Origin of the sequence: Wolbachia endosymbiont of Zygogramma bicolorata, from assembly GCF_051130665.1 — a bacterium.
In the GTDB taxonomy this organism is placed as follows: Bacteria; Pseudomonadota; Alphaproteobacteria; order Rickettsiales; family Anaplasmataceae; genus Wolbachia.
On the sequence record NZ_CP149530.1, the window covers coordinates 746287 to 768747 of the forward strand.

The 22461-nt window shown below is 34.6% G+C and carries 22 protein-coding genes and 3 pseudogenes; 17 read left to right on the plus strand and 8 right to left on the minus strand.

What is annotated here, in order from left to right:
• Positions 1-67 precede the first annotated feature (67 nt).
• The 3 genes from recR to WKH12_RS03520 all read left to right on the plus strand — a co-directional run bounded on the left by recR (position 68) and on the right by WKH12_RS03520 (position 3117).
• Positions 68-655, plus strand: coding sequence for a recombination mediator RecR (recR, locus tag WKH12_RS03510; protein WP_434732646.1), 588 nt, complete (start codon positions 68-70; stop codon positions 653-655).
• Between the two features lie 163 nt (positions 656-818).
• On the plus strand, positions 819-1841 hold the full coding sequence (locus WKH12_RS03515; RefSeq protein ID WP_434732020.1) for a hypothetical protein: 1023 nt from the start codon (positions 819-821) through the stop codon (positions 1839-1841).
• A 55-nt stretch (positions 1842-1896) separates the two neighbouring features.
• Positions 1897-3117, plus strand: a complete 1221-nt coding sequence (locus WKH12_RS03520) for a KAP family P-loop NTPase fold protein (protein WP_434732021.1) — start codon at positions 1897-1899, stop codon at positions 3115-3117.
• 45 nt (positions 3118-3162) lie between these two features.
• Here WKH12_RS03520 and WKH12_RS03525 read toward each other — a convergent pair whose 3' ends face one another.
• Together WKH12_RS03525 and WKH12_RS03530 are read right to left on the minus strand one after the other, a co-directional pair.
• On the minus strand, positions 3163-3888 hold the full coding sequence (locus WKH12_RS03525) for a hypothetical protein (protein WP_434732022.1): 726 nt from the start codon (positions 3886-3888) through the stop codon (positions 3163-3165).
• Between the two features lie 79 nt (positions 3889-3967).
• Positions 3968-5278 (minus strand): pyruvate dehydrogenase complex dihydrolipoamide acetyltransferase, encoded by a 1311-nt coding sequence (locus WKH12_RS03530; protein ID WP_264736417.1) that lies wholly within the window; start codon positions 5276-5278, stop codon positions 3968-3970.
• Between the two features lie 73 nt (positions 5279-5351).
• Here WKH12_RS03530 and WKH12_RS03535 point away from each other — a divergent pair, with 73 nt between their 5' ends.
• The 6 genes from WKH12_RS03535 (at position 5352) to WKH12_RS03560 (ending at position 10277) form a co-directional block, all read left to right on the plus strand.
• The gene (locus WKH12_RS03535; protein WP_265017449.1) at positions 5352-5840 is read left to right on the plus strand and encodes an SH3 domain-containing protein; all 489 of its coding nucleotides are present in this window, start codon (positions 5352-5354) and stop codon (positions 5838-5840) included.
• A 173-nt stretch (positions 5841-6013) separates the two neighbouring features.
• Positions 6014-7369 carry an IS66 family transposase gene (gene tnpC, locus WKH12_RS03540; RefSeq protein ID WP_434732010.1) on the plus strand — a complete coding sequence of 452 codons (1356 nt, stop codon included), beginning with the start codon at positions 6014-6016 and terminating at the stop codon, positions 7367-7369.
• Between the two features lie 486 nt (positions 7370-7855).
• On the plus strand, positions 7856-8881 hold the full coding sequence (locus WKH12_RS03545) for an extracellular solute-binding protein (protein WP_353270294.1): 1026 nt from the start codon (positions 7856-7858) through the stop codon (positions 8879-8881).
• A gap of 203 nt (positions 8882-9084) precedes the next feature.
• Positions 9085-9981, plus strand: coding sequence for an aspartate carbamoyltransferase catalytic subunit (locus WKH12_RS03550; RefSeq protein ID WP_434732023.1), 897 nt, complete (start codon positions 9085-9087; stop codon positions 9979-9981).
• Positions 9982-10030: 49 nt separating this feature from the next.
• Positions 10031-10162 carry a hypothetical protein gene (locus tag WKH12_RS03555; RefSeq protein WP_255317428.1) on the plus strand — a complete coding sequence of 44 codons (132 nt, stop codon included), beginning with the start codon at positions 10031-10033 and terminating at the stop codon, positions 10160-10162.
• On the plus strand, positions 10131-10277 hold the full coding sequence (locus tag WKH12_RS03560; RefSeq protein ID WP_434732024.1) for a hypothetical protein: 147 nt from the start codon (positions 10131-10133) through the stop codon (positions 10275-10277). The genes WKH12_RS03555 and WKH12_RS03560 overlap by 32 nt, the downstream gene beginning before the upstream one ends.
• Positions 10278-10292: 15 nt before the next feature.
• On the opposite strand, the gene WKH12_RS03565 is transcribed toward WKH12_RS03560, so the two are convergent.
• Together WKH12_RS03565 and tnpC (WKH12_RS03570) are read right to left on the minus strand one after the other, a co-directional pair.
• Positions 10293-10457 carry a hypothetical protein gene (locus WKH12_RS03565; RefSeq protein WP_434732025.1) on the minus strand — a complete coding sequence of 55 codons (165 nt, stop codon included), beginning with the start codon at positions 10455-10457 and terminating at the stop codon, positions 10293-10295.
• A complete protein-coding gene (gene tnpC, locus WKH12_RS03570) occupies positions 10426-11640 on the minus strand; it encodes an IS66 family transposase (protein WP_434732026.1) in 1215 nt (404 codons plus the stop codon). Before tnpC (WKH12_RS03570) ends, WKH12_RS03565 begins: the two co-directional genes overlap by 32 nt.
• A gap of 148 nt (positions 11641-11788) precedes the next feature.
• Here tnpC (WKH12_RS03570) and WKH12_RS03575 point away from each other — a divergent pair.
• Positions 11789-11941: pseudogene (locus tag WKH12_RS03575) on the plus strand (IS4 family transposase); the annotation flags it as partial.
• A gap of 121 nt (positions 11942-12062) precedes the next feature.
• On the opposite strand, the gene rho reads toward WKH12_RS03575, so the two are convergent.
• Positions 12063-13466 (minus strand): transcription termination factor Rho, encoded by a 1404-nt coding sequence (gene rho, locus WKH12_RS03580; protein WP_434732027.1) that lies wholly within the window; start codon positions 13464-13466, stop codon positions 12063-12065.
• A gap of 192 nt (positions 13467-13658) precedes the next feature.
• Positions 13659-14267, minus strand: coding sequence for a cell cycle transcriptional regulator TrcR (locus tag WKH12_RS03585; RefSeq protein WP_064124724.1), 609 nt, complete (start codon positions 14265-14267; stop codon positions 13659-13661).
• Positions 14268-14601: 334 nt separating this feature from the next.
• Here WKH12_RS03585 and WKH12_RS03590 point away from each other — a divergent pair.
• From WKH12_RS03590 to trpS, 5 genes and pseudogenes are all read left to right on the plus strand, one after another.
• Positions 14602-16413 (plus strand): annotated as a pseudogene (locus WKH12_RS03590) (SurA N-terminal domain-containing protein); the annotation flags it as partial.
• Between the two features lie 385 nt (positions 16414-16798).
• Positions 16799-17119, plus strand: a complete 321-nt coding sequence (gene rpsP, locus WKH12_RS03595) for a 30S ribosomal protein S16 (protein ID WP_253307256.1) — start codon at positions 16799-16801, stop codon at positions 17117-17119.
• 11 nt (positions 17120-17130) lie between these two features.
• Complete coding sequence (locus tag WKH12_RS03600; protein ID WP_434732028.1) at positions 17131-18117, plus strand: polyprenyl synthetase family protein; 987 nt, start codon at positions 17131-17133, stop codon at positions 18115-18117.
• Positions 18118-18178: 61 nt separating this feature from the next.
• The gene (locus tag WKH12_RS03605) at positions 18179-18730 is read left to right on the plus strand and encodes a nucleotide exchange factor GrpE (RefSeq protein ID WP_434732029.1); all 552 of its coding nucleotides are present in this window, start codon (positions 18179-18181) and stop codon (positions 18728-18730) included.
• Positions 18731-18747: 17 nt separating this feature from the next.
• Positions 18748-19746, plus strand: coding sequence for a tryptophan--tRNA ligase (gene trpS / locus WKH12_RS03610; protein ID WP_434732030.1), 999 nt, complete (start codon positions 18748-18750; stop codon positions 19744-19746).
• 86 nt (positions 19747-19832) lie between these two features.
• On the opposite strand, the pseudogene WKH12_RS03615 reads toward trpS, so the two are convergent.
• Positions 19833-20041, minus strand: a pseudogene (locus WKH12_RS03615) (IS256 family transposase); the annotation flags it as partial.
• A gap of 10 nt (positions 20042-20051) precedes the next feature.
• Positions 20052-20567, minus strand: coding sequence for a gamma carbonic anhydrase family protein (locus tag WKH12_RS03620; RefSeq protein WP_253307252.1), 516 nt, complete (start codon positions 20565-20567; stop codon positions 20052-20054).
• Between the two features lie 138 nt (positions 20568-20705).
• On the opposite strand from WKH12_RS03620, the gene WKH12_RS03625 reads away from it, so the two are divergent.
• Positions 20706-20945: a helix-turn-helix domain-containing protein gene (locus WKH12_RS03625; RefSeq protein ID WP_434732031.1), complete on the plus strand. Its 240-nt coding sequence runs from the start codon at positions 20706-20708 to the stop codon at positions 20943-20945.
• A 62-nt stretch (positions 20946-21007) separates the two neighbouring features.
• Complete coding sequence (gene tnpC / locus WKH12_RS03630) at positions 21008-22363, plus strand: IS66 family transposase (protein WP_434732010.1); 1356 nt, start codon at positions 21008-21010, stop codon at positions 22361-22363.
• The last annotated feature ends 98 nt before the right edge of the window (positions 22364-22461 follow it).

A 22461-nucleotide genomic window follows, 5' to 3' on the forward strand; every position in this document is an offset into this window, starting at 1 on the left:
TACCACTTTCTTTACAAAGGGTTTGATGTTACCATTTGATGAACTATTCTGAATTTATTGAATGAACATTAACATAAAGAATCTAGTTCATGCTTTTTCTAAATTGCCAAGTTTAGGACCATCATCATCACGCAGGTTGGTTATACATTTACTCCAAAACAAAGAGAAAGTTATGCTACCACTTGTATCTTTGATTAAAGAGCTAGCAGATCTTATAGTAGAATGTGAGATTTGCGGAAATCTAGATACTAAATCACCTTGTTCTATTTGTACTAACCCAAAACGTGACACTAAGTTACTGTGTGTAGTAGAAGAATTGGGTGATCTATGGGCGTTTGAAAAAGGAAATATATATTCAGGTTTATACCATGTTTTGGGGGGCAGATTGTCTGCAATAAACGGCATAGGTCCAAAAGAACTTAACCTTGATACTATTCTGGAAAGAGTGACAAAATCTAAAGTTGAAGAGATAATTATTGCAATTAATCCGACATTAGAGGGTCAAGTTACTGCACAATATATAATTGAATTGCTAAAAAATTTGGATGTGAAAATATCACGTCTTGCTTGCGGCATACCAATGGGCGGAGAAATTGACTACCTAGATGAAGGAACGCTGAGGATAGCACTTACTTCAAGACAGGATATTAAATAATTATCACAGTCATTCCATTTCTTTTTAGCAAACTATAAGTTTCTTACCATACTACCACTACTTATAAAACACTAAATTTTAGTGACATACTTCAGCCTAAAAACTTGCTTTACTAATTGAAAATATTGTACACTTAAAACATAGTGTTTTAAAATGAGGAGTTATGTTAACTTTTGTATTAGATGGAGTACGTAATACTTATAATTGGTTAATCAAAAAATTAAGATCAACCGCTCTTGATTTCATTGCGTTATTTAACAAAGAATACGCAGATAGTAAACGAATTGGATACATATTAAAGGATATAAAGATTGACTTAGGACTACAAGTGCCTAATTTAGAAGTGAAAAAATTAAAAGAGTTTGATTTTAAATCAAATGATCTACTTTTAACAAAAAGCGATATTAATTTTCACAATACAGATTTATTAAAGGATATTATTATTAAACCTGATTTCAGCAAAATAATAAGAGAATTAAATCAAGACGAATATGCTCGATATGAGGATATTATTATTAAACCTTATTTCAATTTCAGCGAAATAACAAGAAAATTCAATCTAGACGAATACGAATATGCTCGATATAAGGATATTATTATTAAACCTAATTTCAGCAAAATAATAAGAAAATTAAATCAAGACGAATATGCTCGATATATTGATAACCTAAGCTTTATATTTCCATTAATGCTGGTGTATAAAAACTTTGTGCATAGTGACTGGGTATCTGATAAGTATGGTAATTCTGCACTAATAGAATTAATAAAAACTTGTGATAGTAGGAAAATCATGGAGGAAAAAATAGACTTATGGAAGGAAAAAGGAAAGTTAACAATAGATATCAGTTTGGATGCAGGAAGCTTAGCTTATATAAACGGGATGTTTCCTTTAATACAAAAAGCTATTAAAAACAGGAGTTTTATAATTCAAAACTATTCTGGACTCTATGAAAGTGGAATTGAGCAACTAGTAACTGAATTCAAAGATTGTAAAAGTTTAAAGGAAACACAGGAAGTAATAGACGATCTTACACAAAATTACGTGCAATACATGGAAAGATGCATAGAAGAAAAAACAGGAATAAAAACTATCACATATGATCCATATGGTGTGCTTGATCCTGTAAGTAGCTTGAAAAACATTTCTATTAATGTGTTAGAAAAACATGGATTACTAAGTAAATGATTGTCTGGACTCTTAACTTATAAAATACTATAGTAAAATATAGCGTAAGGGTCTTATGTGCTTAAAAAAACTTATATCGCTAATAACATTCAAAAAGAAAAAAATAGTGCCACAACTTCAAGTGGCGGCTTGGGAAAATGACCGTCTAAACTATAAGCAATTTTCAGGCAAATTCAACACTATAATTAAAACGATTGATCAGTTTTTTACAATAATATCTTTAGAAGGATATGACGGATGGGGTAAGACGTTTTTTCTGAAAGAGTGGGTAAAAGAGTTAAAACAGCAAAATGAAATTGCAGCTTACTATAACGCATGGGATATCAATGCACTGGATCAACCACTTCCTTCTTTTTTAAATTTTCTATTTGAAGATTTATTTGCATCGTATGAAGTAAAAAGAAGCGTTATACAACAGTTCAAGAACATAAACCAAGAACTATTTTCTCTAAACACACTAGGAAAGCTGATCAGTAAATCTCCACTTGCTATGCTTTCCGTATTGCTTGACGCTACAAAAGAGGCTGATAGGAAAGATATTGGTTCTGTACTGAGAGAGTTTAATACTCTTCAAAGAAGAGAAGAAAACATTAAGGATTTTAAAACACAATTGGCAAAAGTAGTTAATAGAATTAGAAAAGACAAAAACATTTATATAATGGTGGATAATCTTGATGTGTGCCGCCCTAAATTCGTTGTCGATTTTTTGGAATCTATAAAGTATATGCTTGATGTGGAGGGGCTGGTTTTCATTATTTCTGTAAGTAAAGATAAGAGCAATGTGCATAAAGCCATTAGCACGATACTTGGACCAAATTTTGACCTAAAATCTTTTACTGATCTCTCTTTACATTTACCGAAGCAACCGATAGAAAAATTTACAAAAGAACTATTTGAAAATATTAAATTACCGAAAAAGTCAAAAAATTTGATTGTAGATAGTTTTATATTTTATGCAGAAAGCCTTTTACTATCGTTAAAAACAATAGAATACTGCGTAAAAAAAATAAAGCTGTGTCTTCTGAATTACACAAGAGAAGAATTACCTGCTCCAAATTTGTTTTCGTTTTTGGTAATACTGCAATCAGTAAATACTGATTTGTATGAGGAGTTAGATTCCTCATGTCAAAGAGCATTGGAAAAAATTGAAAATGAATATAAATCTTTAATTCTAAATGGTCAAGAGGAATGGGAAAAACTTAAAACCTCTCTAGAAGCTGCTTTTGCAGAGAAGGAATCAAAAATTAACAAAGCTATAAAGGATATAATATTTTGAAAAGATACCCTACCTTTGCATATACAAAGATAGGGTAATATTTGATTAACGCCCCTTTACTATGTTATTACCTTGTTCAAACTTTCTGATTAATTCGCTTACGTTGACATTAGATAATTTTTTACCTGCAGATTTGTCATTATGTGAAGCATCAGGTTTACGAAGGTCTTCCTTACTGTTACTCCTAGTAATATTACATCTGACAATGTTTGAATTATTAGACTTATCGCTTATATCTGAAATATTGCTTTTTTCACTACATGAAGACGAATTACTCGACATATTGTCTAAGCTAAAGCGCTTTTTACCTTGATAGATTGGATTCCAATCAAGTGGATTGTAAGCTTTAGCTTTTTTATCAAGAGTACTGCTACTAACATCACTGATACCACTATCCCCTGAATCACGGCGTTGTTTGTTAGAAGTGCTAACGCTTACATGAATATTGTCTTTCATGAGTTTTTGCATTGTTGGGCCAAATGTTCTTCCAAGATTGCTACTTACTGTTTTATTACTATCATTTGCTTGGGAATGAGATGCATTTCGCTCAAAAATCGCTTTTATTCCAGCAAATTTAGCTTGGGAAGATTTCGGAGGAACAGGTGGAGCAACTTTCTTAAGCTTTACTATTTTTTCTAACTCATTCTGCGACGATAACTTGGTCTCTGGTGCTCTTGGTGGTACCGGTGGGGCAACCATGCCTTTTGAGTTAATCTTTCCTTCATTTTTAGGAAAAATTTTTGGATTATTTTTTTCTACTGTAGTATTCATTTTTTTACCTCTAAGCCTATTAACTAGTAGAATTATAAACTTAGAGGTATTAATTTTGTAATAACGATGCTAATAGGTTTCAAATAAGCATCGCCAGAGGACTCTCTATATAATGCTTAAAGGCATTTAAAAATTTTGCTCCTAATGCTCCATCAACTGCTCTATGGTCAACAGAAAGTGTTACTGTCATTATTTCTGCTATCTCTATTTTCTCATTCATAACAATTGGTTGTTTTTTGGATGCACCAACTGCCATAATGCAAGATTGCGGCGGATTGATTATAGCACTGAAGGCTTTTATACCAAACATTCCTAAATTGGAAATAGTAAACCCACCTCCTTGAAATTCTTCTGGCCTTAATTTTCCAGATCTTGCTCTGCTTACTAAATCTTTCACTTCTTTTGATATAGATAAAATACCCTTTTTATCAGCATTTTTTACTATAGGAGTAATTAGCCCATCTTCAAGTGCCACAGCGATTGAAATGTCTACATTCGAGTATTTAAGTATTTTATTATCTATCCACGAAGAATTTATATCAGGAAATTTTTTCATGCTGAAAGCTGCAGCTTTTATGATTAGGTCATTAATTGTTACTTTGTTATTTTCATCTGCTGAGCTAATCTCGTTTTTTAACGATATTAACTTATCAACCTGGCAGTCTACAGTTAAATAAAAATGTGGAACATTCTGTTTGGATTCAGTTAAGCGCTGTGCTATCACTTGGCGCATATTGCTTACTTCAACCATGGTATCTTCCTCGGGCCTTTCACGACTTTCAATGCGTGTACCACTACCTAAAGACTCCAACACATCAGCCTTAATTATGCGACCATATGGTCCTGTACCTTTTAATTGCTGCACATTAACCCCTTCATTTTGAGCTATTTTCTTAGCTAATGGGCTTATTTTTATTCTACCTTCTACATAACCCTCTGTCATCTGAGTAGCTGACACTGGGATCCATGCTTCTTTTCTTCTGGTCACGCGCTGGAATGACACCGAAGAATGACTTGTTGGCTTTCCGTTTAAATCTTGGTGTTCTGATTTTTGATTATCAACAGCACTTTTTGTCACTTCCTTTTTAACTGCACTATTGATGGAAGTTGAAGTATAGTTGTTAAGTGCACTTTCATCTTCTCCTTCTTCCAGCATTAAAGCTATTGGTTGATTTACAGGCACGCCACTTGTTCCTTCTGTTACTAAAATTTTTGCTAAAACTCCTTCATCTATAGATTCAAACTCCATTATGGCTTTATCAGTCTCTATCTCAGCAATTACGTCGCCTACTTCAACTTTGTCTTGTTCTTTTTTATGCCACTTTACAATTTTTCCTCCAGTTTTGCTCATTGTCGGTGAAAGAGCAGGCATTAATATTTCTATAGGCATTGATTTTGCATTTAAAGATCTATTCAATTTTTAATTTACTCTTTATCTTATGTCAATCTAATCGTGAATTATGATGAATAAGTCTGTTACACTATCCCTCACGTCATCCCAGTGCGTGACACTGGGATCTTGGTTCAGTACTATTATCCTATTGTTTTTATTATTTAGCCATAGCTTGTTTGCTAATAACTTTGTTTCAACCAAATCAAATAAAATCAACATGAGAACGGGGCCAGGGTTTCACTATCCTGTAAAATGGATATACACTTGCAAAAATCTGCCCCTGAAAGTGATAGAAGAGTTTGAGAGTTGGAAAAAGGTCTGCGATATAGATGAAGACTGCGGATGGATAAAAGGCAATCTGCTTAGTGATAAGCACCACGCAATGATAAAAGAAGATACTTATGGATATCAAAAACAGAGTGTAGACAGCAAGATTACTATGAAAATAGACAAGTTCGTTGTAATGAAAATAGAAAAATGCAACGAAGAATGGTGCTTTCTTTCCACCCCAAAACGTAAAGCATGGGTACAAAAAAAACATATATATGGGGTTGATTAGGTTGATAAAGGATCTGGATTAACACTAGTTTCCGGACCTTCTGTAGCAGGTGAAGCAGAGGATGCACTGACTTCTTCATGCTCTGGAGAATGTAACCGTTCACGGAGATAAGGTGGTTTACAAAGTAAGTATAAAAGTGTAAAGAGATAGGAAGCTAAATATGGAATGGGTAAATGACAACAGTGCTGCAAGAAAAGGTTGTAGCAGAAAACGCTAATCTCAAGGAAGAAATAAAAGCACTGATCAGAGAAAATGATAGCTTGAAAGCAAAAATAGTTGAATTAGAAGACAAATTGGGCTTAAATTCGCAAAATTCATCGCTGCCACCATCACGAGATATATATCGTAAGAAAGCAAAAAAGAAAAGTGATAAAAAACCAGGAGGTCAGCCAGGACATAAGGTGCATAAGCGTGAATTAATGGCTGCAGACGAGGTAGTGAGATGCACAATTGATACAATTTGTATGTGTGGAGGTAAGATTACTTTAGAAGATGAAATTATTCATCAGAAGGCAGAGTTGCCAGAAATTAAGCCAATTGTAACTGAGTACAGGTTGCAAAGAGGACATTGTAGAGTATGTAATAAAAGAATTACAGCAAATTTACCCGAAGGTGTTGCAAGAGATTTTCTAGGACCCAATGCTAAAACAGTTATAAGCAGCCTTAGCGGCTTTTTTATTAACTCAAAAAGAGAGGTACAGCAAATTTTGGGCAGTATTTTTAATCTAAATATAAGCCTTGGTTTAGTCTCAAATACTGAACGCAGGGTATCGAAGAAGTGTGCATCTGAATATGAGAAAATGAAGGAAGAGTTGCAAGGAAGCGAGTATTTGCATATAGACGAAACAGGGCACAGAAATCAAGGAAAGAGAGGCTGGAGTTGGGTAATAACAAACAAAGCGTTGACACTTCTGAAGGTAAGCGAGTCTCGTGGTAAGAAGGTGTTGAAGAGTTTACTGCCAGAATATGATGGTATATTTGTGAGCGATAGATACGCTGTATACAATTACTTCAATCGTGAAAATAGACAGATATGTTGGGCACATCTGGCAAGAGATTTTGAGAGATTTGCCCATAGTAAAAATGTTGAAGTGAGCAAAATTGGCCAAGCACTAAAATCGCTCAGCAATAAGGTGTTTGTAGTAGATAAGGCAAAAAAACAAAATTTGATAGATAATTTGAGATTTTATCGACTGGTGCGAAAAATTCGGAAAAGGGTAAAACATTTTTTACGTAAAATGACGAGGGTTGCAAATAGCACTCAAGCTTCAAGAATGGCCGCTAAGATGTTACGATCTGAGGATATGATGTGGAAGTTTTTAAGAAAACCTGAAGTGATAGAAACAACTAATAACCTTGCAGAACGGCAAATTAGACGGTACGTAATTTATCGTAAAAACAGCTTTTTCACCTGGTCAGAACGTGGAGAAAGATTCGTGGAAAGAATGTTGTCGATATTTTTGACATCACGTCTCAATGGCCAGAACCCCTTTCAAAAGCTACAGAATCTAGTAGCTGTCACTGCTTAGTTCTTTAATTCATTCTCACAATCCGTGAACGGTTACGAAATTTACTAAGCAGAAAAAAAGGCAAAAGAAATCCCGTGTTAGCTAGTTGTCACTCCCTAATCCTGCAAATTGGCGTACTATACTGTCTTAAACGCTTTATAAGCGCGTTTCAGCTTGTGTAGGTAAAAACCTAGAAATGTTGTGAAGACATAAGGTGCACATAGTGCAAAAAATTAAAAATAAGACGCCAACTACGTTGTTTTTTTGCTGTTTAATCTGCACAGATGAAGATAACTGAATACCTTCAGTTTCATGATAAGGGGGCTGGCGAAGTTTGTCAAGTAGGTTTTATGGCCTAGCGTCACGCGCTGGAATGACAATTTCGATTATTTCATACATTGACTTCGGTAAATCCAAATTATATTAGCTACATCTAACGAATTTTACACTTGCTAAGATTGCGCTATTTGAGTATCTTTAACTGAAAGAAGTTATTTTTTATCCAATATGAAAAAAGCCTTTATATTCACATCCTTAATAGCAGTTGTATTAATAGTCATTACTTTTTTGTATAAAAACAGCGGAACTGACAATTCACAAGTAGTGAATGTCTATTCATCGCGCAAAGAAGAATTAGTACGTACTTTATTTGATGAATTTACAAAAAATACAGGCATTAAAGTACGTTACATCATTGATGATTATTCTCAGCTACTTTCACGCATGGAAAATGGCGGTGAAGCTGACTTACTTTTAACTGCAGATGCAGTGAACCTGATTTTGGCAAAAAAAAGAGGGCTTTTATCTCAAGTGGATTCAGAGATTTTAAAAAGTGTTATACCTGCAAAATTTAGAGATAGTGAAGATTATTGGTTTGGCCTTACAAAAAGAACCAGAATATTGGTTTATAATAAAGAGTCAGTAAATCCTAAAAACTTAAGTACTTATGAAGATTTAGCAAATGAAAAATGGAAAGGAAAAATATTAGTGCGTTCTTCTACAAGTCCATATAACCGGTCATTGATTGCTTTTATGATTGCAAATAATGGTTTTGAAAAGACGAAAGAATGGGTAAGTGGAATTGTGAGTAATATGGCAAGAAAACCAAGTGGTGGTGATACTGACCAAATTTATGCTGTAGCTGCTGGTGAAGGAGATGTTGCAATAGTAAATAGTTATTACTTTGCAAGAATTCTTTCATCAGAAAATAAAAAGAATGTTATAGACAAGCTAGGGGCTTTTTTTCCTAATCGCAATGATCACGGCGTAATGGTAAACATCAGTGGTGCAGCAGTAACAAAAAACGCAAAAAACAGGGAAAATGCTATAGTCTTATTGGAATTTTTAGTAAGCAAGCAGGCTCAAGAGCTATACGCTAAAAAAAACCAAGAATACCCTGTTATTGAAGGCGTTGAAACTTCCGATATACTAAAGTCTTGGGGAAATTATCCACAAAGTGATTTACCTCTAAGTGAACTTGAGAAGCATCTTTTTGAGGCTGTTATGATAGCGGATGAGTGTAAGTGGAAGTAATCCCCAGTGCAACTGAACACTGGGATGAAAGATTTATGCTAATGTACCTTACTCTTGACTCGCTGAACTTTTTCTTCCTTCTAACTTAATTTTGACTTTACTATCTTTTTCTGTTCTTTCACCAAAACAATTGCTGCACAAGAGGTCTATTGAAAAACAATAATAAGAAAGTAGAATAGGTTCAAGTAGTTGAAAAGGAAACTATGCACAAGAGAAGGAATTTGTTAAACATCTCAGACCTTACAGTCGATGATGTAGGAAATATAACTAAGTTGGCTAACCAGTACCTTAAAAAAGAAGCTGCAAATAGTCATATCTTGGAAAATAAGACAGTAATAAATTTATTCTTTGAAGATTCAACGCGTACACTTGCGTCTTTTGAAATAGCAGCAAAAAGCCTTGGAGCAAATGTTGTAACTTTGCCAATAAGATCTTCTTCTATTAACAAGGGAGAAGATCTAAAAGACATGATCAAAACATTAAATGCAATGAATCCTGACTATATAATAATCAGGCAAAAAAATAGCGGTATTGTTAATATGCTGGCTAAGAATGTTAGCTGCTCGCTAATCAACGCAGGCGATGGAAGCAGTGAACACCCAACTCAAGCTCTTGCAGATTATCTTGTAATCAGCAGTCATAAAAAGCAAATAAAGGATCTCAAAGTTGTGATATGTGGAGATATTCTGCACAGCAGAGTTGCAAGGTCAAATATAAGGTTGCTAAAAATGTTTGGAGCAGAGATAAGCTTGGTCGCACCACCAACTTTGATTTGTAAGCATTTTCCTGAAGTAGATTCAGTCCATTATTCATTAATTGAAGGTATAAAGGATGCTGATGTAATCATGCTTTTAAGACTGCAGAAAGAGCGCATGAATAATAGTTGTTTTGTTCCTTCAGAGAAAGAATATTTTCATTTGTATGGACTTGATTCACAAAAGCTATCATACGCAAAACCAGATGCGATTGTTATGCACCCAGGGCCAATAAATAGAGGGATTGAGATTAGCAGCGATGTAGCAGATTGTGTTATTTTACAGCAAGTAGAATTTGGATTGGCAATACGTAAGGCAGTGCTGCACTATTATAGGCCTTGTTAATATTAAAAGATGCTACACAACTAATGCGAAAGAAGGGTTTTTTCATGAAATGACGAGGCTTGTAAATGGTTTGAGAATGGCCATTAAGATGTTAAGGCCGAGGATATGGTGTGGAAGTTTTTACGAAAGCCTGAAGTCAATCAACAACCTTGCAGAACGGCAAATTAGACGGCTATCGTAAAAACAGCTTTTTCACCTGGTCAGAACGTGGAGAAAGATTCGTGGAAAGAATGTTGTCGATATTTTTGACATCACGTCTCAATGGCCAAAATCCCGTAACCGTTCACGGATTGTGAGAATGAATTAAAGAACTAAGCAGTGACAGCTACTAGATTCTGTAGCTTTTGAAAGGGGTTCTGGCCATTTAGACGTGATGTCAAAAATATCGACAACATTCTTTCCACGAATCTTTCTCCACGTTCTGACCAGGTGAAAAAGCTGTTTTTACGATAGCCGTCTAATTTGCCGTTCTGCAAGGTTATTAGTTGTTTCTATCACTTCAGGTTTTCTTAAAAACTTCCACATCATATCCTCAGATCGTAACATCTTAGCGGCCATTCTTGAAGCTTGAGTGCTATTTGCAACCCTCGTCATTTTACGTAAAAAATGTTTTACCCTTTTCCGAATTTTTCCCACCAGTCGATAAAATCTCAAATTATCTATCAAATTTTGTTTTTTTGCCTTATCTACTACAAACACCTTATTGCTGAGCGATTTTAGTGCTTGGCCAATTTTGCTCACTTCAACATTTTTACTATGGGCAAATCTCTCAAAATCTCTTGCCAGATGTGCCCAACATATCTGTCTATTTTCACGATTGAAGTAATTGTATACAGCGTATCTATCGCTCACAAATATACCATCATATTCTGGCAGTAAACTCTTCAACACCTTCTTACCACGAGACTCGCTTACCTTCAGAAGTGTCAACGCTTTGTTTGTTATTACCCAACTCCAGCCTCTCTTTCCTTGATTTCTGTGCCCTGTTTCGTCTATATGCAAATACTCGCTTCCTTGCAACTCTTCCTTCATTTTCTCATATTCAGATGCACACTTCTTCGATACCCTGCGTTCAGTATTTGAGACTAAACCAAGGCTTATATTTAGATTAAAAATACTGCCCAAAATTTGCTGTACCTCTCTTTTTGAGTTAATAAAAAAGCCGCTAAGGCTGCTTATAACTGTTTTAGCATTGGGTCCTAGAAAATCTCTTGCAACACCTTCGGGTAAATTTGCTGTAATTCTTTTATTACATACTCTACAATGTCCTCTTTGCAACCTGTACTCAGTTACAATTGGCTTAATTTCTGGCAACTCTGCCTTCTGATGAATAATTTCATCTTCTAAAGTAATCTTACCTCCACACATACAAATTGTATCAATTGTGCATCTCACTACCTCGTCTGCAGCCATTAATTCACGCTTATGCACCTTATGTCCTGGCTGACCTCCTGGTTTTTTATCACTTTTCTTTTTTGCTTTCTTACGATATATATCTCGTGATGGTGGCAGCGATGAATTTTGCGAATTTAAGCCCAATTTGTCTTCTAATTCAACTATTTTTGCTTTCAAGCTATCATTTTCTCTGATCAGTGCTTTTATTTCTTCCTTGAGATTAGCGTTTTCTGCTACAACCTTTTCTTGCAGCACTGTTGTCATTTACCCATTCCATATTTAGCTTCCTATCTCTTTACACTTTTATACTTACTTTGTAAACCACCTTATCTCTGTGAACGGTTACAAAATCCCTTCCAAAAGTTACGACTGCTTAGTTCTTTATTCATTCTCACAATCCGTGAACGGTTACTTGTTTTTAGCGTTAAGCAGCAAAATTAATAATTTGAGAATTTTCCTGAAAAAACTTACCACAAACTGGTCACAATTTTCTGTGAAAGACAGATATAGAAAGACTAGAGTATCCACCTTAAGTTCATTGAATTTTCTTACCTTTGCTTCTTAACTTGACGCGTATAGTTTATTTAACGCTCCCTAAGTTCGCCATTGCCTGAACGGATACAATTATTTTAACTATAAAAGCGTTTTACTTTTTGCTCAGCATATCCATCATAACTGGCTTACTTTTAGTGATTCATGGAGTTAAAAAAGTCAGCATTGCTCTTTGTTAAAAGTAGTTTGTCACGTAAAAATTCCATTGCTTCAACAGATCCCATAGGATTGAGTATTCTACGCAACACCCATATTTTATTTAGTATAGCCTTATCAACTAATAGCTCTTCCTTCCTTGTTCCGGATTTTGTAATGTCAATAGCTGGAAATATACGTTTATCAGAAAGTTTTCTATCAAGTATAATCTCAGCGTTTCCTGTACCTTTAAACTCTTCAAAAATAACCTCATCCATTTTTGAACCAGTGTCTATAAGAGCTGTAGCGATGATTGTCAAAGAACCACCATTTGCAATATTACGAGCCGCTCCAAAAAAACGCTTGGGTCTCTGCAGTGCATTTGAATCCACACCACCAGTTAGAACTTTCCCAGACGAAGGAATAACAGCGTTATAAGCACGTGCAAGTCTAGTAATATTGTCAAGTAGGATTACCACATCTTTTTTATGCTCAACCATTCTTTTAGCTTTTTCTATTACTATTTCAGCAAGCTGTACGTGACGGTAAGCAGGCTCATCAAACGTAGAACTCACTACCTCACCTTTTACAGAACGTATCATATCTGTTACTTCTTCAGGTCTTTCATCTATAAGTAACACTATTAATTCTATTTCAGGGTGATTTATAGCTATAGAGTTAGCCATTTGCTGAAGCAATACAGTTTTTCCTGTGCGAGGTGGAGCAACTACTAACGCTCTTTGCCCTTTTCCAAGAGGAGCTACTATATCTATAGCACGCATGCTTAAGCCTTTTTTATCATCACCACTATTACACTCAAGTACTATGCTTTCCTCAGGATAAAGAGGAAGCAAATTATCAAAATGGACGTACTTTCTTAATTCACTGACTTCAGTAGAGTTTATACTTTGAACCTTAGTTAAAGTAAAATATCTTTCTTTATCACCAGGTGGCCTTATTTCTCCACATGCCATATCTCCTGTACGTAAATTAAACTTCTTTATTTGCCCGTTAGAAATATAAACATCATCGGTACTTGGGGCATAATTTGCACTTGCTGAACGTAAGAAACCAAAACCATCAGGCAATATTTCCACTATTCCACTCCCTGTGGTTATGCCTCCTTCTTCGCTCATTTTCTTCATTAAGCTGAATATCATTTCCTGCTTTAGCATTCTACCATTGCTTTTACCGTTAGTTGAAATTTTTCTTTCTTCAGCTAACTCTAACAATTCTTCTGCTGTTTTCTCTTTTAATTCGCTCAGATCTAATGTTTTTCTGTTTTTCTCAGTACCTTCATTGACCATCTGTTTTACTGTATCGTTATTGTGAATTTGCTCACTTTTTTCAGGTTGAGCTGTAACCTTTCCTTTTGCCAAAACATCTTCATTGATTGTTGTCATAATCCTCCAAAAATTTTAATTGATGCTTACTAACCTAAAATGTGACTATAAGATAATAAATTAGGCTGAGCTAGTTTTAGTGCGTATTAAGCTTAATTATTATTAAACCCCGTACTTTACTTACATTATACTAATAAACACTAGCAAGTCAAGTTAATTTAATGTTAACAAAGCACAAAAATTTGAGGATTTTCAATAGCTATTCTTTATATTTTTTAACCTTTCTTGCTTCTCTTCTTCTACTTTTGCTTTTTCCACTTCTGCTTCTAAATTTTCTTGACTACATAAGCCAAGTAGTACAGGATCTTGGGGTTTTATATTTTGCATGTTATGATGAGATCCATCTCTTACTTGCTCAACTGTGTAATTTGTTGTACTAATTAATTTAGCTATAACGTTATTGTCCAAGATAGGAAATTTTTTTACTAAATAATAAATCGCATCAGGTTTATCTCTACGCCTTGCCGTAGAGGCAAAGCCAAGAATGCTACCAATCGCTTTACTCCTTTTTTTTATATTTTTTATAATCAAATTTGGTACACGGTTTGAATTTTTTTTGCAATCATCGATTTCTTTTTCAGTAATTACCCCAGAGATAATAGGGTTATATTTTTCAACTTCTATTTCCTCATCAGCTATGTCTTGTACTTCTTCAAGGGCCAACCTACAGCATTGTGCTATTTGATTAAAAGTTAAACCAGTGTTGTCTACTAACCAAGCAGCTATTTGCATTAGAAACTGTTTATTTCTATCGTTATTGCCCTTAGAAGATTCCATTGACATCAAAAAAGCATCTCCCATTTAAAGTATCCCTTACTGTTATACAGAGCTAAAATATAAGCTATTAAAACTAAAAAAGCATTAATTTTGTCATTCAATGACTTTTTGTTTGTCACTTCCCACCTCTTAAGTTAATTAAATGCGCTTACGTTTAAGCATATTTCAAACGATTCAAAAAAATATTTTCCCTTCTTAAGGTATAGTATAACTCAGTCAAACATATGTTTCTATTTAAGAAAAGAGTTAAATTTTAAGTTAATATATTGTAATATTATATATATTGGCTAATAAAGCAACAGGTTTACAAGAATTAAATTATCACTATTCTATAATTAACCATTAATTAACTGAGTTTAAAATGAATGTTAAAAATTTTTTCACTAAAGTAACCGTTGTCCTTTTAGCTTGCTTATTAGTCTTCATGGGAATTGGCAACCTTTTATCAGGTGATGATGAAAAAGAAGAGGTAGCTAGGGTTGGAAAAGAAGTTATAACGTCAGATGAGTATAAATCACTATATCAAAATTATGAAAAGCAAATTTCTGGATCTGATGCGAGTAGAGAACAAGTAAAAAAGCTGAAATATGATTTGCTTAACGCACTTATAGAGCAAAAACTATTGTTTAACCTAATTAGTGAGCTGGGGTTGACAGTTGGAGAAGAGTCTATAAAAAACCATATTAAAAATACCAAATACTTTCAAAATGATAAAGGCGAATTTGACAAAAATAAATTCCATGAAATGCTAAATGACCTGCATATGACAGAGAAAGAGTATATAGCAAAGCTAGAGAAAGTTCTGCCTGCAATGATGTTCATGACTTCGTTATTTAAAGATAATTATCCGGTAACTTTTGGCGAGAGAGTTGATGAGCAGATATACAAAAGTCGCTACCAAACTAGAGTGGTTGATATTGTTAAAATAACTGAAGATGCAGTTACAAACATTCCTGAACCAGATGATCAAGCATTACTTGATTTGTATGAAAGAAATAAATCCCATTTTTATTATCCTGAGTATCGAACTGCGCAATATATTTCCCTAGGCCAAAAGTATTTTGAAGATCAAATCAAGATCTCAGATGAAGAAGTTGATGGTATAATAGAACAACAGGAACTAAAAGATCAAAGAGATGTATTCAATGTAATATTTTCTACCAAAGAAGAAGCTGAGACAGCAAGAAGAGCATTTGAGGAGGGTAAAACAAGCTTTGAACAGATAGTAGGAGAGTTTGGCAAAGCAAAACTTGAGGAAACTAGAGTAAATAATATAACTAAGGATTTTTTACCAGAAGACGTGAGGGAAAAGGTATTTGCTCTCAAAGTAGGTGAAGTAAGTGAAGTTTTAGCAAGCAGTTTTGGTTGGCATATAATAAAAGTGGAAAGTGCGCATCAAATCTCTGATGAAGACTTAGTTGATTTAAAAAAAGACATAAAGTCAGTTCTAACTAACCAAAAGTCTTTTGAAAGAGTCAATGATTTCATAAACCAAGTGAACTATAAGATATACAATGGTTCAGAAATTGAAGAAATATTGAGTGAATATAATTTACCTATACAAACTATTGGTCCAGTAGATGCGAGTGGAAAAGATCAAAGCGGTAATAACGTAGGAGATTCTAGTGATTTGATTTCTTTCATTTTTTCGCGAGAAAAGGATCAGAAAGGTTATTTCAAGGGCGTTGGGGACGCTGTTGTTAGTGTAAAAATCATTGATATCGTTCCACCAAAATTGCAAAGTTTTGAAGAAGGCAGGGCATTAGCGGTAGAGCTTTGGTGTAGTGAGTTTATAAAAGAAAGAATGTTTAAAATTGGGCAAGAGGTTGCAGTTCAACTAAGAGAAAAAACAGATTTGGAAGAAATTCAAGGTGTGGAATTAGTTAAAGGTCAGCAGATGCAACGCAATGAAGTGGATCAACAAAACTACCCCTTTTCTTTTGTAGAAGAGATTTTCAATATGAAAACAACTGGTTCAGTGACAGACCCTATTCAATACAATAATGAAATTATAATAGGTGTTCTAAAAGAAATGCATTCATCAAATGGTAAATTAAACACGCTTGACACCGGAAAACGTGTGATGATATCGCTAAAAGAGCAATTAATTAGCTATCTGGAATCAAAGTATAAAGTCGAAGTTAATCACGCTATACTTGATGATATATAGTCAAAAATCTTATAAGTTGCTTCAAACGCATCCAGTGCCCAGACACACAACTGTACGAACATTGCGATTTGAGAGCAATCTTCACTAGGAAGGATGTCATCCCAGTGCCCAGACACTGGGATCCAGGAATTTTATTAAGTATAAAAGTAGCCGTTTTATGTTAAAATACAACGTTTTAATGATTATGAAAAGGCTGGATTCCAGACTGGAATTACACCATTTGCTGTGCAATTTACCTTCAAAAATGAATGTTCGTATAGCTGTGCACCCGGCGCTGCCCTACATTATTGGTAATTATATTATAAGGTGCAAAAGTTGTATAATTCATTTGACTTAAAACGGCTCATTGTATAAAATTGTGACTAATATATGAATAAAGGTTAACATGGTAGTTAAAATAAGGTTGGCAAGGTTTGGCGCAAAGAAACGCCCTTTTTATAGGATAGTTGTAGCTGATTCACGAGCACCAAGAGATGGGCGTTTTATTGAGAAAATAGGACAATATGATCCAATGTTACCAAAAGACAATAAAAATCGTGTTGTGGTGAAGGCTGATAGATTAAAACATTGGCTAAGCGTAGGCGCGCAAGCAACTGAAAGAGTACTATGGTTCATTAAAAAAGGCATAGTAACTTTAGAAACAGAACCAAAGAAAACAGAAAAGAAGAAAGTAGAGAACGAGAAAGCACAGGGACAAGAAGCATAAGTCTCTTTAAAATGCTAAATACTGATTTAACAAATAATGGTAAATTAGACGATGTCGTATCTTCTGATTTATCAGCTATGAAGGACTTTATCTTCAAAAATGTCAATGATGAAGGTGCTAAGCTTGCTACTGATATTATATCTCATCTTGTTAGTTCAGGTGGAAAAAAAATAAGGCCTAAACTAGTTTTTATTATATGTAAAATGCTAAACTATTCTGGGGAGGATAGGATCAACGTTGCTGCATCGGTAGAGTTTATACACAATGCTACTTTACTTCATGATGATGTGCTCGATGAAAGTGAGGCACGCCATGGAGTTAAAACAGCGAATAAGATTTGGGGAAATAAATCAAGCATTTTAGTTGGTGATCTATTGTTGACTCTAGCATTTAGATGGCTTATAGAGTGTGGAAATTTAAATATTCTCTCTATTTTATCTAAAGCATCGCATTTACTTGTGAAGGGTGAAATAAAGCAGATGACAAAACGTTTTGACCCCCACACAGTCAGGGAAAATTATTTTGATATCATTGGAGAAAAGACAGCATCTTTATTTTCTGCATGCTGTGAAGCTGCATCTACAGTATCTGGTGCAACAAATGACGAAACAGAGAGGCTAAAGAATTTTGGTTTTAATTTTGGTATGGCATTTCAAATAGTTGATGATATGCTCGATTATACTGCTAATCAAGGCACTTCTGGAAAACAAGTCGGAAAAGACTTTTTCGAAGGTAAAGTCACCTTACCTGCTATTATAGCATACGAAAAGGGCAGTCCAGCAGAGCAAAAATTCTGGGAAAAATGCTTTTCTTCAGCTAGACACAATTTTGACCAAGCATTACACTATATTAATCACCATAATGCCATTCAGCTTTCTATGGAAAAAGCTAGGCACTACATTAATATGGCACAAAATGATATTAGTACTTTTTCTGATTCTTTTTATAAAATTACTTTAATTGACTTTTTAAATGCGAGCATAGAAAGACAAATGTAGCTGGTGCTTGATATTTTCGAATTAATTGCTATATATTTATTAGATTCTTAAGGATAGTGATATGTCAGACAGCAGTAAAGAAAAAAAGAGGAAATTTGCCGATATGGTAAATAGGCAGAAAGGTAACGACCAACAAAATGATGATTTAAATGAAGACCTTAATACATTAAAAGAACGTGCAGCTCAGCTTGAAGATCATTTACGCCGTGCTGTTGCAGATAATGAAAACGTCAAACGTATAATGCAAAAGCAAATTAGCGATGCAAGTGACTATGCAGTCACAAAATTTGCACGTGATATGATCGACTCGTGCGACAATTTAAAAAAAGTAATGGAAATTTTGAAAGACGGTGATCCTGTTCATGAGGGGATTAAAGTAGCTTATCAAAAAATTATAAATGATCTAAAAAAACATGGAATAGAGGAAGTAGATCCACTTGGTGAGCTTTTTGATAGTAATTTACACCAAGCTGTTGTGGAAAGAGAAGACAATGAAAAAGAGCCTGGCACTATTATAGAAGTACTACAGACTGGTTATACTATCAAAAATAGGTTGCTCCGTCCTGCAATGGTTATTCTTTCTAAGAAATCTGCTGATTGTGGAAGCGATTAGCATGAGGTAAATGTATAATGACAAGTATTGTCTTTTCAGGTATCCAGCCAAGTGGCGTACTACATTTAGGTAATTATCTTGGTTCAATCAAACAGTGGATAGACTTACAGGATAAATACAAATCTCTTTTTTGTATTGTCGACCTACATGCAATCACAGCAAATAAGCTTCCCGCAAGTGAATTAAAAAGTAATATTTTCAAAACAGCAGCAGCTTATATTGCATGTGGAATAGATCCAGAAAAGTCCATTATTTTTAATCAGTCCACGGTTAGTGGTCATGCAGAACTGGGCTGGCTGCTTGGGTGCTATACACCAATTGGTTGGCTTAATCGCATGACTCAATTTAAAGATAAAGCTGGCGGCGATAAACAAAAAGCCTCTCTTGGATTATATAGTTATCCAGTACTTATGGCTGCAGATATATTGTTGTATCAAACTAAATACGTTCCTGTTGGTGATGATCAAAAACAGCATTTGGAGCTTGCACGTGATATTGCATCAGCTTTTAACAATCATTATAAACTGGATTATTTCATCGTACCTGAAATCTTAACTTTGGATTGCACATCAAGAATAATGAGCTTAAGAGATGGTACAAGCAAGATGAGTAAATCTGACCCTTCAGAACATTCGTGCATTAACCTTGATGATACAGATGACTTAATTGTTAAAAAAATAGAAAAAGCAAAAACAGATTCAATTCTAGGCTTTGATTTTGCTACTTTAGAGTGCCGACCAGAGATAAGCAATTTGATAAACATTTATTCAGTGCTTAGTAATTTAAGTGTGGAAAAAGTGTGTGAAGAAGTGAACAAACATGACATGAAGCACTTCAAAAAAGAGTTAGCTGATTTAATTATCAGTGTTATATCACCCATACGTGAGAGAATGAATGATCTTTTAAAAGACCAATTCCATTTACATGAAATATTAAAAAAAGGTACAAAGAAAGCAGCAGAAATTGCAACCCATAATATAAAAGAAATCAAGGATATTATTGGATTTGCTCAATAGACCTCTTGCATAACCTAAGGAATCAATTCAAAATTGTAAAAACAGGCAATAAGGAAATGTTCAAAAAAGTGTGTCAAACCGCATTTTTAACTCAACTCAATTTTCAATCTACCAGGAAAGAAAATATCAAGTTGAGATATAGTTAAAGCCCAATTAGGATAGTCCAATTTTGCTCTGCCTTTTTTATAGCACAATATACCTGTTTGTACAAGCTAGTAAATGAGCCCTTAGTTTTAGTGAATTTTCTAATCTGTCTATGCAGTCCCTCAATAGGGTTGGTAGTATAAATTAGCCTCACGCGAACTTTAATTTTTATATTCCTTCATTAGCATAATATAATTTTGTGCTGATTGTGTAATATGTTTAATTTCTTCATTCGACATTTTTTTGAAGAACTTTGCTGGCCTGCCAGCCCATATTTCCCCACTTTTTATTACTTTTCCATGTGTCACTAGCGAGCCAGCAGCTACCATAGCTTCAGGCTCCACAACTGCATGGTCCATCACGGTAGAGCCCATACCAATAAACGCTTTATCATGCACCATACATGCATGCAACATACAAAAATGTCCCACTGTTACCATATTGCCAATAGTTGTATCACCACCTGGGTTTCTATCCACATGAATTACCGTTCCATCTTGAATATTTGTTCCATCACCTATTTTTATTGATCCAACGTCCCCTCTGACCACACAATTAAACCAGATGCTCGCATCTTTTCCTATTTCAACCTTGCCTATGATATGCGAACCACCTGCGATGAAAGCACTTTCGTCTATTTTTGGTTCATAATCTTTGTATTTTAAAATGTGATACATATTAAGCCCACAGTTTTATGCATATGCTAACCAAAATAAGGTAGGCAGTAAATACATACTTATACCAATTCCTAAAAATAAATAGAGGAATAAAGAAAAATTTCTAAAATAGAATAATTTAAGAATTAGTGGGGAGTTATGGCAGGAAAAAGTAAAGCAATAGGAGAAGAATTATATAATAAGTGTAACCTGGAATTAAAGAAGCACGGCATAAGAGGAGAGATAGGAAGAAGATTACAGGCAATAATATCTGCAAAAGAATATGGAATAACAAAAGTTGCTCAAATATACCGAATTACTAGAACTACATTGATGAAGTGGATTACAAGATTTAAGGAAGGAGGAGTCAATGCGTTTAGTAACCGTTCACGGAGATAAGGTGGTTTACAAAGTAAGTATAAAAGTGTAAAGAGATAGGAAGCTAAATATGGAATGGGTAAATGACAACAGTGCTGCAAGAAAAGGTTGTAGCAGAAAACGCTAATCTCAAGGAAGAAATAAAAGCACTGATCAGAGAAAATGATAGCTTGAAAGCAAAAATAGTTGAATTAGAAGACAAATTGGGCTTAAATTCGCAAAATTCATCGCTGCCACCATCACGAGATATATATCGTAAGAAAGCAAAAAAGAAAAGTGATAAAAAACCAGGAGGTCAGCCAGGACATAAGGTGCATAAGCGTGAATTAATGGCTGCAGACGAGGTAGTGAGATGCACAATTGATACAATTTGTATGTGTGGAGGTAAGATTACTTTAGAAGATGAAATTATTCATCAGAAGGCAGAGTTGCCAGAAATTAAGCCAATTGTAACTGAGTACAGGTTGCAAAGAGGACATTGTAGAGTATGTAATAAAAGAATTACAGCAAATTTACCCGAAGGTGTTGCAAGAGATTTTCTAGGACCCAATGCTAAAACAGTTATAAGCAGCCTTAGCGGCTTTTTTATTAACTCAAAAAGAGAGGTACAGCAAATTTTGGGCAGTATTTTTAATCTAAATATAAGCCTTGGTTTAGTCTCAAATACTGAACGCAGGGTATCGAAGAAGTGTGCATCTGAATATGAGAAAATGAAGGAAGAGTTGCAAGGAAGCGAGTATTTGCATATAGACGAAACAGGGCACAGAAATCAAGGAAAGAGAGGCTGGAGTTGGGTAATAACAAACAAAGCGTTGACACTTCTGAAGGTAAGCGAGTCTCGTGGTAAGAAGGTGTTGAAGAGTTTACTGCCAGAATATGATGGTATATTTGTGAGCGATAGATACGCTGTATACAATTACTTCAATCGTGAAAATAGACAGATATGTTGGGCACATCTGGCAAGAGATTTTGAGAGATTTGCCCATAGTAAAAATGTTGAAGTGAGCAAAATTGGCCAAGCACTAAAATCGCTCAGCAATAAGGTGTTTGTAGTAGATAAGGCAAAAAAACAAAATTTGATAGATAATTTGAGATTTTATCGACTGGTGCGAAAAATTCGGAAAAGGGTAAAACATTTTTTACGTAAAATGACGAGGGTTGCAAATAGCACTCAAGCTTCAAGAATGGCCGCTAAGATGTTACGATCTGAGGATATGATGTGGAAGTTTTTAAGAAAACCTGAAGTGATAGAAACAACTAATAACCTTGCAGAACGGCAAATTAGACGGTACGTAATTTATCGTAAAAACAGCTTTTTCACCTGGTCAGAACGTGGAGAAAGATTCGTGGAAAGAATGTTGTCGATATTTTTGACATCACGTCTCAATGGCCAGAACCCCTTTCAAAAGCTACAGAATCTAGTAGCTGTCACTGCTTAGTTCTTTAATTCATTCTCACAATCCGTGAACGGTTACCATTCGTTATACCTTTTTGTTAAGATACACCATTTACTACATGCTTTGTTTTAATTAATTAT

Excerpts from the sequence above, each read along its gene's own strand:
- WKH12_RS03515 (WP_434732020.1), top strand. The coding sequence starts at position 819 with ATGTTAACTTTTGTATTAGATGGAGTACGTAATACTTATAATTGGTTA.
- WKH12_RS03520 (WP_434732021.1), top strand. The coding sequence starts at position 1,897 with ATGTGCTTAAAAAAACTTATATCGCTAATAACATTCAAAAAGAAAAAA.
- WKH12_RS03525 (WP_434732022.1), bottom strand. The coding sequence starts at position 3,888 with ATGAATACTACAGTAGAAAAAAATAATCCAAAAATTTTTCCTAAAAAT.
- WKH12_RS03530 (WP_264736417.1), bottom strand. The coding sequence starts at position 5,278 with ATGCCTATAGAAATATTAATGCCTGCTCTTTCACCGACAATGAGCAAA.
- WKH12_RS03535 (WP_265017449.1), top strand. The coding sequence starts at position 5,352 with ATGAATAAGTCTGTTACACTATCCCTCACGTCATCCCAGTGCGTGACA.
- tnpC (WP_434732010.1), top strand. The coding sequence starts at position 6,014 with ATGACAACAGTGCTGCAAGAAAAGGTTGTAGCAGAAAACGCTAATCTC.
- WKH12_RS03545 (WP_353270294.1), top strand. The coding sequence starts at position 7,856 with ATGAAAAAAGCCTTTATATTCACATCCTTAATAGCAGTTGTATTAATA.
- WKH12_RS03550 (WP_434732023.1), top strand. The coding sequence starts at position 9,085 with ATGCACAAGAGAAGGAATTTGTTAAACATCTCAGACCTTACAGTCGAT.
- WKH12_RS03555 (WP_255317428.1), top strand. The coding sequence starts at position 10,031 with ATGACGAGGCTTGTAAATGGTTTGAGAATGGCCATTAAGATGTTAAGG.
- tnpC (WP_434732026.1), bottom strand. The coding sequence starts at position 11,640 with ATGACAACAGTGCTGCAAGAAAAGGTTGTAGCAGAAAACGCTAATCTC.
- rho (WP_434732027.1), bottom strand. The coding sequence starts at position 13,466 with ATGACAACAATCAATGAAGATGTTTTGGCAAAAGGAAAGGTTACAGCT.
- WKH12_RS03585 (WP_064124724.1), bottom strand. The coding sequence starts at position 14,267 with ATGGGAGATGCTTTTTTGATGTCAATGGAATCTTCTAAGGGCAATAAC.
- rpsP (WP_253307256.1), top strand. The coding sequence starts at position 16,799 with ATGGTAGTTAAAATAAGGTTGGCAAGGTTTGGCGCAAAGAAACGCCCT.
- WKH12_RS03600 (WP_434732028.1), top strand. The coding sequence starts at position 17,131 with ATGCTAAATACTGATTTAACAAATAATGGTAAATTAGACGATGTCGTA.
- WKH12_RS03605 (WP_434732029.1), top strand. The coding sequence starts at position 18,179 with ATGTCAGACAGCAGTAAAGAAAAAAAGAGGAAATTTGCCGATATGGTA.
- trpS (WP_434732030.1), top strand. The coding sequence starts at position 18,748 with ATGACAAGTATTGTCTTTTCAGGTATCCAGCCAAGTGGCGTACTACAT.
- WKH12_RS03620 (WP_253307252.1), bottom strand. The coding sequence starts at position 20,567 with ATGTATCACATTTTAAAATACAAAGATTATGAACCAAAAATAGACGAA.
- WKH12_RS03625 (WP_434732031.1), top strand. The coding sequence starts at position 20,706 with ATGGCAGGAAAAAGTAAAGCAATAGGAGAAGAATTATATAATAAGTGT.
- tnpC (WP_434732010.1), top strand. The coding sequence starts at position 21,008 with ATGACAACAGTGCTGCAAGAAAAGGTTGTAGCAGAAAACGCTAATCTC.